Source organism: Nostoc sp. CALU 1950, assembly GCF_051172895.1.
GTDB lineage: Bacteria > Cyanobacteriota > Cyanobacteriia > Cyanobacteriales > Nostocaceae > Nostoc > Nostoc edaphicum_A.
In genome coordinates this window covers 1-12,785 of record NZ_JBDNJQ010000212.1, presented here as the reverse complement: position 1 = coordinate 12,785, position 12,785 = coordinate 1, and the positions used below count along the sequence as shown (strand labels likewise).

Annotated in this window: 10 protein-coding genes; 8 read left to right on the top strand and 2 right to left on the bottom strand. The window is 42.7% G+C overall.

Going from position 1 to position 12,785, the window contains the following annotated elements; translation table 11 throughout:
• Positions 1 to 449: 449 nt before the first annotated feature.
• The 4 genes from crtO (at position 450) to ABF638_RS33990 (ending at position 3,563) form a co-directional block, all read left to right on the top strand.
• The gene (crtO, locus tag ABF638_RS34005) at positions 450 to 2,150 is read left to right on the top strand and encodes a beta-carotene ketolase CrtO (protein ID WP_435027212.1); all 1,701 of its coding nucleotides are present in this window, start codon (positions 450 to 452) and stop codon (positions 2,148 to 2,150) included.
• A 253-nt stretch (positions 2,151 to 2,403) separates the two neighbouring features.
• Positions 2,404 to 2,610, top strand: a complete 207-nt coding sequence (locus tag ABF638_RS34000; protein ID WP_435027211.1) for a high light inducible protein — start codon at positions 2,404 to 2,406, stop codon at positions 2,608 to 2,610.
• Between the two features lie 143 nt (positions 2,611 to 2,753).
• The gene (locus tag ABF638_RS33995) at positions 2,754 to 3,323 is read left to right on the top strand and encodes a general stress protein (RefSeq protein ID WP_435027210.1); all 570 of its coding nucleotides are present in this window, start codon (positions 2,754 to 2,756) and stop codon (positions 3,321 to 3,323) included.
• A gap of 33 nt (positions 3,324 to 3,356) precedes the next feature.
• Positions 3,357 to 3,563: a poly(R)-hydroxyalkanoic acid synthase subunit PhaE gene (locus ABF638_RS33990; RefSeq protein WP_435027209.1), complete on the top strand. Its 207-nt coding sequence runs from the start codon at positions 3,357 to 3,359 to the stop codon at positions 3,561 to 3,563.
• A 906-nt stretch (positions 3,564 to 4,469) separates the two neighbouring features.
• Here the strand turns inward: ABF638_RS33990 and ileS are convergent.
• Positions 4,470 to 7,352, bottom strand: coding sequence for an isoleucine--tRNA ligase (ileS, locus tag ABF638_RS33985; RefSeq protein ID WP_435027208.1), 2,883 nt, complete (start codon positions 7,350 to 7,352; stop codon positions 4,470 to 4,472).
• Positions 7,353 to 7,888: 536 nt separating this feature from the next.
• On the bottom strand, positions 7,889 to 9,118 hold the full coding sequence (locus tag ABF638_RS33980; protein WP_435027207.1) for an RNA-guided endonuclease InsQ/TnpB family protein: 1,230 nt from the start codon (positions 9,116 to 9,118) through the stop codon (positions 7,889 to 7,891).
• A gap of 349 nt (positions 9,119 to 9,467) precedes the next feature.
• Here ABF638_RS33980 and ABF638_RS33975 point away from each other — a divergent pair, with 349 nt between their 5' ends.
• The 4 genes from ABF638_RS33975 to ABF638_RS33960 all read left to right on the top strand — a co-directional run bounded on the left by ABF638_RS33975 (position 9,468) and on the right by ABF638_RS33960 (position 12,597).
• Positions 9,468 to 9,836: a Crp/Fnr family transcriptional regulator gene (locus tag ABF638_RS33975; RefSeq protein ID WP_196514110.1), complete on the top strand. Its 369-nt coding sequence runs from the start codon at positions 9,468 to 9,470 to the stop codon at positions 9,834 to 9,836.
• Positions 9,837 to 10,016: 180 nt separating this feature from the next.
• Complete coding sequence (locus ABF638_RS33970) at positions 10,017 to 10,382, top strand: Lin0512 family protein (RefSeq protein WP_420758509.1); 366 nt, start codon at positions 10,017 to 10,019, stop codon at positions 10,380 to 10,382.
• 170 nt (positions 10,383 to 10,552) lie between these two features.
• On the top strand, positions 10,553 to 11,911 hold the full coding sequence (locus tag ABF638_RS33965) for a Rieske 2Fe-2S domain-containing protein (protein WP_435027206.1): 1,359 nt from the start codon (positions 10,553 to 10,555) through the stop codon (positions 11,909 to 11,911).
• Between the two features lie 347 nt (positions 11,912 to 12,258).
• Positions 12,259 to 12,597 (top strand): hypothetical protein, encoded by a 339-nt coding sequence (locus ABF638_RS33960; protein ID WP_196508641.1) that lies wholly within the window; start codon positions 12,259 to 12,261, stop codon positions 12,595 to 12,597.
• The last annotated feature ends 188 nt before the right edge of the window (positions 12,598 to 12,785 follow it).

Below are 12,785 nucleotides of genomic sequence, written 5' to 3'. Positions count from 1 at the left end.
ATTCTATCCCAAAAATAATACCTAAAAGCAGACACCTTGAAAGGGCTGGTCCTAGTATTGACTATAAACTCCTTGAACAGAAATAACTAACATATAACTGTGGTTAGGCTTCTATCTCATAAGTCAATTCTTTGACCTAAAGTTAATACAGATTTTGCTAGAAGCTTTAGTGTAATAAATTTAGCAGTTAATTAATATTTAGTGAAGATAGAATAATCGGATATTTTCAAAATCATTCTTGAGGATTAATACTTTTATATCGATGACTCGCTTGCCGCCGACGCTATCCGCCAGTCATACAGAATACCTTTCCTGTATTCTGACTCCTGAATTCTGTTCGAGAAAAATACTACTACTAGATTATAAATATTCTATAACCCACGAAAGATTTAGATATCTTCAGCACTTCCTAATATCAGGGAATATACTTTAATCCCCACATTGCAGTCATGGAATCGTATGACGTTGTAATTATTGGCGCTGGTCATAATGGCTTAGTTTGTGCTGGCTACCTGCTGAAAGCTGGTTACAGCGTCCTGTTATTAGAAGGGCGATCGCTCCCTGGTGGCGGTTCTACAACTGAAGAACTTATGCCTGATGAAGCACCTGGTTTTAAATTTAGTCCTTGCGCGATTAACCATCTGTTTATCTTCTTAGGGCCAGTCATCCAGGAATTGGAACTGCACAAGTATGGCTTGGAATATCTTAGCTGCGATCCAGTTGCCTTTTGCCCCCATCCAGATGGCAAGTATTTCTTAGCTCACAAATCGGTGGAAAAGACTTGTGCAGAAATTGCCCGCTATAGTCAGCATGATGCTGAAAAATACGCTGAATATGCCGATTTTTGGCAACGCTTTATCACAGGGATTGCTCCTTTCTTCAATGCACCACCTAAATCAATTGTTGATATTGCTGGCAATTACAATCTCAATAGTCTGCAAGACTTATTTTCCCTTCTAGGTGGCTCTAACACAACCCTTGATTTACTCCGTACCTTACTCAGCAGTGCCACAGATAATATTAACGAGTATTTCGATTCTGAGTTTGTCAAAGCACCTCTGGCTAGGCTTTCAGCAGAACTGAGTTCCCCTCCCTCGCAAAAAGCTATGTCCTTTGGGGCAATGATGATGATGTTGCGTCATAATCCCGGTATGGCAAGACCACGTGGTGGTAGTGGCGGACTTGTGGAAGCTTTAGTGAAAATGGTAAAAGCTGAAGGTGGTATGATCCTCACCGACCAAAGGGTAGAAAAAGTATTGGTAGATGATGGTAAAGCTGTTGGTGTGCGGGTTGCTGGTGGCAAAGAATATCGTGCTAACAAAGGTGTAATTTCAAGTATTGATGCCAAGCGCTTATTCCTGCAATTAATGGATAGTAACGATGTCGATAATAGCGATGGCAACTTGCGCGAAAGGTTAGACCGCCGCATCGTCAACAACAATGAAACCATCCTCAAAATTGATTGTGCTTTATCTGAACCATTGCGTTTTGTCCATCACAATCACCAAGATAATTATCTGATGGGTTCTATTCTGATTGCTGATTCGGTGAATCATGTGGAACAAGCTCATAGTCTGATTACTCTGGGCAAAATTCCTGATGAAGACCCATCAATGTATGTGGTAATGCCTACCGGACTCGACCCATCAATGGCACCAGAAGGCAAACACACATTATGGATAGAGTTTTTTGCTCCTTATCAAATTGCTGGTGCAGAGGGTACAGGTTTAAAAGGTACGGGTTGGACGGATGAACTGAAAAACAAAGTTGCAGACAGGGTGATTAATAAACTGGCGCAATATTCCCCCAATCTGCAACATTCAATCATCGCCCGTCATGTCGAAAGTCCGGCTGAGTTGGGAGAACGGTTAGGGACTTACAAAGGTAATTATTACCACATCGATATGACTTTAGAACAGATGCTTTGCTTCCGTCCATTGCCGGAATTAGCTAACTACAAAACACCAATTGATAACTTGTATATTACTGGTGCTGGAACTCATCCGGGTGGTTCAATTTCCGGTTTGCCGGGGCGCAACTGTGCGCGTGTGTTTTTACATAATGAGCAACCCATCGCCCAGAAAATCAAGGAAGCGGGAGGTTCAATCAAATCTGCTTTTGCATCGGTCTTGAGGAATAAATCAGACTAAGAGACTGTTTGTCAAAAAAATAAATAGCATTAGTAGATTGCTTAATTTAAAAGTTTAGCCTGAAAGCTACAAATGAGGTTTTGCAAGCTTTTTAGGTCAAGTTACTGATGCTTTGTAGTCGAAAATATCAAAAATCTAAATAATGCTTACAGATACTTCCCGTGACACTTTTAGATTCCCCAATAGACAGAGAACTGCAACCGTAATAGTAACTAAGATGTGGGTGTAGTAGAGTTATTAAGGAATATTTGCAATGGCAACTCAAACTAACAAAGCGGTTGAATTATCTACTGAAGCTAAAGCCTATAACGGTATTGATCGCAATGCTTGGATTTTTGGGTGGAATCCCCAACAAGAACTGTGGAATGGTCGTTTAGCGATGATTGGCTTTGTTTCTTACCTACTTTGGGATTTGGCTGGCTATAGTTTAGTACGTGATGTACTCCACTTGGTTCGCTAAATCTTCACTTATATTTATCCCCCCTTGGGGAAATCAATTTACTAAACAACTTAGTAGCGTTTTAATACTTCATCTACTCGTCAATTGAGGCGAATACAGGAGTTAGAAATGGACGCACTAATGCAATTGTGAAAGAGGGAAATATGATAACTAAAGATACTATACGTGCATTAGGAGTATTTGCTAATTCTCAACAGATAGAGCAGGCAATTAATGAATTGAAAACTGCAAACTTTCCTATGGAGAAAGTTTCTGTCATTGCTAAAGATGTAAAGCAAGGCGATAACTTAGGCGAAACCCAAGTAAGCGATCGCATTGGTAATCAAGATGTCAATACAACCGGAGCCGTAGGAGACACGCTGACAGCAACTACTTGGGGTAGCGCGTTACTTGGTTTGAGTAGTTTGGCACTTCCCGGTTTAGGAGCCGTACTCGCAGCAGGTTCCGTGGGTATAGCATTAGTCAGTAGCGTTGCAGGTGTCGCTGTGGGAGCCGCAGCAAATCAAAATTTGTTAAAGGCACTAGGTGATTTAGGCATACCCGAAGAGAGAGCCAGAGTTTATAGCGATCGCCTCCAGCAGAGTTATTATTTGCTCATCCTAGAAGGCTCAGAAGAAGAAATTCATCGCGTCGAGCCGATATTACGCGATCGCGGTATTGAATATTGGGGCATTTATGATTCCGCGCAGACTCAAAATGGTGGAGTGCATTAGTGTTTTGTTAAAAAAAACAACCGAGTAAACCTAATGGTCACACAGCAGTATACCTGTGAAATTAACCAGCTGCTGAAAACATTTAATGCTTTAATCCAGCTATCTCAAGCTAGCATTGACTATCAATTAGTGCTGGCAGATATTTGGATTAAGGCATTTTCGGAACTGGTGCGGGAGTTGGTATTTTACCAAAGCAAAGGTGAAACAATTGAAAATTGGCAAGAGTTTTTGGAAGTTTAGAGTAATATATTTGATCGAGAATTTGCACAGAAATTTTGTTCAGAGGATGCCCAAGTAATTCAAGGTAAATTATTGAACTTAGCCATGAGTTTTTGGCTCGAACAGGAACAGTTCTGTCGCCCAATTCTGGAGGTCTGTGAAATTTTCCAACTTCATACCCTGACCCTACTACACCGCTTCTTCACTTTAAAAGATGTTGGTAATGACCTGACTTTTCACAGGATCTGGAAAACCTCTCTCTAAATCTCTCTCCTACAAGGATACTGTTGGCGAATTAATAGGGGGTCTAACCCCTTATCCCCAATCTATGTTAATTCAGTGCGTTTCAACGCACTTCAGCTATTAGCCTGCAATTTATTGCGGGGTCGGAAAGCAACGCAAAAGCAAGGTTTTAGGGGTGAGGGGTCTAACCCTTCACGAATTCGCCAACAGTATCCTACAAGGAGAGAGACTTTGAATTTTCCCCCTTCCCGTGTCGGGAAGGGGGCTAGGGGGTTAGGTCTTTCATGGGCTTTTCCACATGACGTGAAAAGTCAGGGTAATGACCAATACGGTTCAGTTAAGGGCTAAGTATACAAAATTGTGGGTTTTCGAGACGCGATAAATCGCCGTCTCTACAAGTGTTTTGGTCTTATCTGAACTGTATTGGGGTAATGACAAGGCCTCCAGGCTGGGAACGAGGCGGCAACGAGGCAATGTTAGGGCTTAGAGGATGTTTTAAAAGTCCTTTCGTTGGTAGCAAAACGTTATCGAAGAAAGGCAGATAGCGCAGCGTTAGCGAGTCCGCGAGCGTCGGGCAGAAGGCAGAAGGGAATTTTGACTCCTGCCTTCTGCCTTCTCAATTTTTGACTAAGCACTCAGAACTGTTTCGGTGACTTTTAATCTGCAAGCGCTGTGGGATTGCTTTTAGAACTCTCCGGCTAAGGCTGCAACGCATCTTTCGCAAATTAGCGGATGTTCTGCTGATTCTCCCACATGAGTAGAGTAGTTCCAACAGCGATCGCACTTTTGTCCCTCTGCGTTCACTACCCCAATTACCCAGTCTTCCGTCTGCGCTGTATATTTTAATTCCTGCAACTCTTGAGCAGAATCTAATAATTCCACTTGGGAAGTCATCAATAAATAGCGCAGTTCGTCAATCCCGTTACCTTTAGCAGGGTTAAAGGCTTTGATAGCATCGCCTAACTGTTTGTGGGGTATATGAATCAAAGCTTTCGCTTCCAGAGAAGAACCAATGAGTTTTTCAATTCTGGCTTGTTCTAACACCTTATTAACATCGGTGCGGAGTTGTCGCAGCGTTTCCCAAAATTCCGCTAAATCTGGATTACGCCATTTTTCCTCAACCTGCACCCAACCGGCTTCAAACACCGATTTGTAAGGTGTTTTATAAGGGAGATATTGCCAGATATCTTCGGCAGTGTGGGATAGTACTGGTGCGATCGCTCGTGCTAAATTTTCTAAAGCTATCTTCAGCACCGTTTGACAACTGCGACGGCGGAAAGCATCTTTTGCACTGATATACAGCCTATCTTTGGCAACATCTAAATAAAAGTTGGATAAATCCACCACGCAGAAATTCTGCACTGTTTGGAAAAAGCGGAAGAATTGGAAAGTATCAAAGGCTTCGGTGACTTCCTCAAACACTTCGGTGATGCGGTGTAGCATATAACGGTCAAGTTCCGGCAATTCCTCGAAGGGGACTGCATCTTTTTCCGGGTCAAAATCATCCAAGCTACCCAGCAAAAACCTCGCCGTATTGCGGATTTTGCCTCTGACATCATTCATCTGCTTGATGATGTTTTTGCCAATGCGGACATCGCCGGAGTAGTCTACCGATGATACCCACAATCTCAAGATATCTGCACCGTAAGCCGGTTCTACTTTTTGATTTTTCCCGCCTTCAATGATTGTATTTGGGTCAACCACATTTCCTTCTGACTTACTCATCTTCCGCCCTTGCTCATCCAAAGCGAAGCCATGAGTTAGTACAGTTTTGTAAGGCGCAATGTCATTTACCGCTACACTGGTGAGCAAGCTTGACTGGAACCAACCGCGATGTTGGTCGGAACCTTCCAAATATATATCAGCAGGATAGCGTAACTCTGGACGCTGTTGGACGACAGATGCCCAAGATGAGCCAGAATCAAACCATACGTCCATTGTGTCTGTACCTCTGCGGTAAGACTTGCCATTATTACGATAAGATTCTGGTAACAACTCCTCAACTGAAAGTTCCCACCAAGCATCAGAACCTTTTTCGGCGATAATTCCTTGAACGTGGTTGATAGTTTCCTCATTCAGAAGTGGTTCTCCCGTGGCTTCGTCGTAGAAAACGGGAATGGGTACACCCCAACTGCGCTGACGGGAGATACACCAATCGGAACGTTCCGCCACCATTGGCGTGATCCGATTTTCACCTTGGGCTGGAATCCATTTTACCGTTGCGATCGCCTTTAGTGCTTCTTCTCTAAATCCTTCCACGGAAGCAAACCATTGTTCAGTGGCGCGGAAAATCGTCGGCTTCTTCGTCCGCCAATCATAAGGATACTTGTGGGGGTATGGTTCTTCCTTCAACAAGGAACCAGCCGCAGCCAGTGCATCAATCACCGCCTGATTTCCATCACCCAGCACATTCAACCCCGCAAATTGTCCCGCTTCTTCGGTAAAATTGCCATTGTCATCCACTGGTGCAAGGATGGGCAAACCGTAACGCTGACCAACAATGTAATCTTCTTGACCATGACCGGGTGCGGTATGTACTAACCCAGTACCCGACTCAGTTGTAATGTAATCACCGCCTACAACAATCGGACTTTCGCGGTCAAATAAAGGATGACTGTAAGTAGTATGTTCTAAGTCACTCCCTTTGAACGTGGCTTTTACGGTTAACTCAACTCCCAAGGTTGAAGATAAACGTTCTACTAAATCAGCAGCAACGATTAGGTATTTGAAATTACACTGCGCTTGTGCCTCTGGATGTGAAACTTCCACCACTGCATAGTTCAAATCTGCATTCACCGCTACAGCCAAATTCCCTGGAATTGTCCAAGGTGTGGTTGTCCAGATAGCCACACCCAAATCTGACTGATATTCCGCCAACAGTGGTTTTATAGCTTCCGCCAAACTTGTGATTGCAAAAGCTGCATAGATACTGCGGGAAACGTGACCTTCTGGATATTCCAACTCAGCTTCAGCCAAAGCGGTTTTAGAACTGGGACTCCAGTGAACCGGCTTTAAACCGCGATAGATGTAGCCTTTTAAGAACATCTGACCAAACACGCCAATTTGAGCTGCTTCATAAGCCGGCTTGAGAGTTAGATAAGGGTTGTCCCAATCACCCCAAATACCGTAACGTTTAAAATTTTGGCGTTGGTCATCTACCGTCGCTAGACCAAATTCTTTCGCTTTTTGCCGGAGTTGTAAAGGCGTTAAGTTTTGCCGTTCTGCTGACTTCATGTTCTGCAAAACTTTTAACTCAATTGGTAAACCGTGACAATCCCAACCAGGGACGTAGCGAACCTTACGCCCTTTTAGCAGTTGGTAGCGATTAATAATATCTTTGAGAATTTTATTTAAGGCATGACCAATATGGAGTGAGCCATTAGCGTAGGGAGGCCCATCGTGCAGTATAAATAATTCGCCGGGGTTATTTTTGGAGAGGCGATCGTAAATTTTATTTTCTTCCCAAAATTTTTGGATTTCAGGCTCACGCTTGATGGCGTTTGCCCGCATATCAAAATTAGTCTTGGGTAGGTTAACAGTATCTTTGTAACTTCCTGGTTCGGTCACAGTCTCATGCCTAGAATTAGGTGTGCAGGTTTTATCAATTATAGAAGATGACCTGTTGAAGAAGGCAGGAGGCAGAAGGCAGGAGGCAGAAGGCAGGAGGCAGGAGGCAGGAGGCAGAAGGAACTTTTTCGTCGGAGATTCAGACCCCGCACGCCAGTTCCTTTATGCCGGGGAACCCGTCCACCGGACTGGCTCCCAATTGTAAGTGCCGTGTAGATGGCAGGGTTTTAGACCCAAGTTCGGTACGGTCACAGGCAACAGAAATGGAAGCAGCATTCCCTTCTGCCAAATGAGTCTCCAGCATAAGTGCCTTTCTTGATAACCAAAATTCCCTATTTGAACGTCAGTTCGATAAACCTCTCTACCTGGAATTTTTGTTCAAGTTTCTCCCTCTTTGACTCGGCGACGGTGTAGACACAAGTCTTTTAAAGTTACTGCGTAACGTAGGGCAGGTTAATTTTTGCAGGTCGATGCAACAAAGGTGCAGGTCAAGAGACTTGTGTGTACACCATAGGACTTGGAGAGAGACGGGTGAACTACCCCAACTTACCGAGTACGGTTGAAGTTGGGGCTTCTGTAATCATTGGGGAGTGCCTAAACTTAGACTTTCGCCCAAGAGTAGGACTTACCTCCCCTCCTACAGCAGAGACGGCTGAACCTTCCGCCTTTATCATTCTGATTCCTTCTGCTCTAATGTTTATCGCGGCGTTCGCGTCACGGTCATGGTGAGTATTGCAGTGGGGACAAGTCCATTCACGGACATCTAATGGCATCTCACCTATTTGGTAGAAACATTTTTGACAGAGCTTGGAACTGGGGAACCACCTATCAATTTCAACAAACTTTGCACCTTTGCGTTCCAGTTTGTAAGCTAAAAAGTTAGTGAATGTCCCCCATCCAACATCAGATATTGATTTCGCTAATTTGTGATTACGAACCATGCCTTTGACATTAAGATTTTCTACTATGACAGCTTGGCTATCGCTGACCAACTTATAACTAAGTTTATGTAGAAAATCCTGCCGCGAATTACTAACTCGCTCGTACACCTTGGCAACAACTTTTCTGTATCTATTTCTCGAATTACTCCCTTTTCCTTTACGCGCTAATTTCTTTTGCTTACGTTTGAGATTTTTCTCATGTTTGGCAAGGTGTTTAGGATTATCATATTTAGAGATTTTCTCACCGTCAGTAACAATAGCAAAATGTTTCAAGCCTAGATCAATACCATATATCTTACCTTCTGAAATAATTGGGTTTTCACCCTCTAACTCAGTCAGGATAGATGCAAGATATTTACCAGAAGGCGTTTTGCTTACAGTAACAGTTTTAATTTTCCCCTCAATAGTCCTGTGTATTTTGGCTTTGACTATCCCAATATTGCCAGGAAGTTTAACATTGCCATCTACAATCTTGACGTTTTGAGGATACTGGATAGACTGTTTTCCGTGTCTAGATTTGAATTTAGGAAATCCAGCACGTTTCTCAAAAAAGTTTTTGTACGCCGTAGTTAGGTTAAGTGTTATAGCCTGTAAAACTTGGCTGTAACAATCAGATAACCACATCGTCTCTTCAGCTTTTTTGAGTGCAGGAAGAAATGCGTTAAGTGCAGCACGTCCAAGCCCTTTACCCGTCTCTTTGTAAGTCTCAATAGATTTATTCAGAGCATAATTCCACCACCATCTAGCACACCCAAAAGTTTGCGCTAGTTGTATTTCTTGCTCAACTGACGGATATAAACGGACTTGTACAACTTTGTGTAACACTTCACTTTCACCTCCTTGACATAATTACTCTACCATAAATATAGATTGTGATAAAGTGCCAAAAAAAATAATTGGTGACTTCTCAAACACCCCACTCCTTAATTAACCTGCGGTTAATATTAGTCGGAGGTGTTTTCGTCGTCACCCGGCTATCCATCCCCACCGTATAGACGGATGGGGAATTCCGCCGAAGTAGTTAACCAGGGAGAGGTTTTTAAGAAATTAGGGGACTCATCAGGAATTTTGCGGAGATTGAGAGTTAAGCAACAGAAAGTAGTATACTTTTCTGGGTTCGCCTAAAGCTATCAAAAAGTTTCGTCTAAAAACCAATAATTTTGGGGTTGCTCTAATGCTAAGTCCTGTATTAACAGTCAGTATCTTTCAAAAACAGCCCGACCCTAAAGGATTTTCAGCAGGTCAAGTCATCTTTGAAGAAGGACAGCCTGGTAATGAAATGTACGGCATTCTGGAAGGAGAAGTCGATATAGTAGTCAATGGCAAGGTTGTAGAAACTATTGAAACGGGCGAAGTTTTTGGGGCCGGGGTACTTGTGGGAGTAGCAAAAAGAACTTACACAGCTATTACCAAGGTGGATACCAAACTGGGTTTCCTTGATGAGAAAAAGTTTCTCTTTGCCGTTCAGGAAACACCCATGTTTGCCCTAAAGGTGATGAAAAGTTACTCAGAGCGTCTGAGTCGCTTGCAGCACATGCTCTAAAGCACCTCAAGCAGAAGTTGCAAAACGAATCAAAATCTGCCACTAATTTTCCCTTCTCCCCAGAAGGCCATACATAATATACATGCTCTCGTTTGGGGAGTCATAAGTCAGAATTCAGATAACTCTAAATTCTGGCTCTTGGCTCCTGATTTATCGGTGCAGAATTTACCGGAGGTAGTAATGGCACGTAAACGGTTGATTATTGAAATGGGGATGGGAATAGATCAGCATGGACAAGAACCAACAGTAGCAGCATCTAGGGCAGTACGAAATGCGATCGCTCACAATGCTTTACCTGGTGTTTGGGAAGTTGCAGGCTTAAGTCACCCCAATGAAATGATTATAGAGGTTCAAGTAGCAGTACCATATCCAGAACAAGTTAGAGAAGAAGAAGTACTAGCTGTACTACCATTTGGTCGGAAAAGTCTTACCGTAGAATCTGGGGGGATGATAGTTCAAGGGCGGGCGATTCCCGAACTCAACGATAAAAATGATGAAATGTTGATTGCGATCGCAGCTGTTACAGTTCTGATCGAAAATGATTAACTGAGGTAAAAGATACAACATTGAATTAATCAAATAACGTATCTAAAGCAGGAATGTTCTAGTGCATTTACATTGTTAAATTTTGAAGTTTGACGCTAGAAAAATTCTATCTCTGGGACTAATAATCTGCTGATTCAAAGGTATAAAATTATAGAAACCTGGAGAAAACTATGTCATTAGAAACAGAGACACTACAGGCGACACCACCAACTTCTACCTTTGAGTCACTTGAGGAAAAGCAAGAATTTAAATGGAGGCAATGCTGGTATCCCGTTACCTTTGTGCAAGACTTGCCTAGCAACCGCCCTCATAGCTTTTCCTTGTACGATGAACCTTTGGTTTTATTCAAAAACAAAGATGGACAGTTTATCTGTTTAACAGATCGTTGTCCTCACCGTACAGCGAAACTTTCTGAAGGACAAATTATTGACGGCAAAATTGAGTGTTTATATCACGGTTGGCAGTTTGGTAGTGATGGTGAATGTCTGCACATTCCCCAATTACCAGCAGATGCAAAAATTCCAGCCAATGCTTGCGTACAATCCTTTAAGGTTGTAGAACGCCAAGGCATGATTTGGGTGTGGGCTGGCGAAAAAGAAACTGCTGTTGATGAAATTATTCCAATTCTGCCAGATTTAGATAAGCCAGGATTTGTACATACAGACTTTATATTGGATCTGCCTTATGACCAAACATATCTAGTAGAGAACGTCATCGATCCTGCTCATGTTGCTATTAGCCATCATGGCACCAGAGGTGGTAGTAATCGCAAAAATGCCCAACCGCTAGAAATGGAAGTTCTAGAGAGTTCGATTAAGGGGATTAAAGGCCGGTGGCGGGGAACTAACAAATCAAATGAAGCCTGGAAATATATTGATTTTGTGGCTCCAAGTCTTGTGCTGAACACTGCTTATATTGAAGACCGAGGTTGGACATTTGGACTAGCTTTGTATTCAATCCCTTTAGGCAAAGGGCGATGCCGTCTTTTAGCTAGAGGTTATCGTGATTTCATGACTTGGGGAGTCAAGCTGAGACCCCGCTGGCTTGATCACTTAAATACCAACAAAATATTAGAGCAGGATTTGCCCCTGATTGCGGGACAACAGGCAGAAATTGAGCGCTTGGGAACAAGTCTCAAAGAACTATATTTGCCGCTGAAAACATCTGACACATTAGTGATTGAGTTCCGGAAGTGGCTAGATCAATTTGGATCATCTTTGCCTTTTTATCAAGGCTATTCTACATTGAAAAATGTTGAGAATAGCGAGTTGAATTCAAAGCTAATTTTGTTAGACAGATTTTCGCGACACACACTTATTTGTAGTTCATGCAATCGAGCTTATCAAGTTACAAATAGGGTTAAACAAGGTTGTATAGGGGTAGCGATCGCTCTAGCTGCTGTAGCAATACTTGCAGATGATTATAGAATACGAATCGCAGCAATATCGCTTTCTGTAGCAGCAGTTGCAATGTCCGCTATGGCTCAGACACTCAAAACTCAGTTTGAGCGTTCTTATACTCGTCACTAAAATCGAGACGTTCGTAGTAAGGACTTTAGTCCTTAATACCCTTGGGTTAAGGATTTTTGATATGTAAACACGCTGCAATGCAACGTCTCTTGCATTGGATTTGGGGCTTAACCCAAGCGTATTGCTTTAGTCCTTATTTTCTATGCACTAAAGTGCTTACTACAAACCTTTTTGCACTAGCTTAGACACGGTATCAAAAGTTTGTTTACCTTAAACAATTTGCTCAAACCTCTTATGTGGTTAAGTCATGATCAAGTTAGTAGCTCTGCGCTAAAGTAAAAATATTGGGATAAAAATCTCTGGCAGTAAGTTCAACTGAATCACTAATCTTTACCACTGCGGCGATAATGTCTCAAGAGCATAACGAATCACTCCAAATTCAGGAGATCACAAAACTCAAACCGAAACACTTTGCTGATTTAGTCAGATCAGCGCAATTGATTTTTGACCCCACAGCCGGAGTTTCGGGAAGGCACATAACAGTTGACTGGGAACAATTCGGAATTCCCCGTGATGTGGCAGACAATCTCAAATCACTTGGTCAGCAGTACCAATATGCATCTCCTCACATCCCTGTTGAAGTCATTTGGAGCAAATTAACTCCAGAAACTCGTATTTGGTTCGTTCAAAACAAAGATAGGTTGTGGCAGCTTGAAGAAGCTTTCCCAGCCCTTGATGAAGATTAAACGGCTGAACCATTGAAAGGAATACAAATTATTTGTAGGGGGACAACGGCAGTTGTCCCCCTCTCCTCTAGAGAAAGAAACTTTTGTGTAAATTTAGACTAGTGGTCTGTCCCATTAATTTTGCAGGGCTACAAGATCCCCGACTTCTTTAAGAAGTCGGGGATCTGACCACCGCTAACCACTCATAA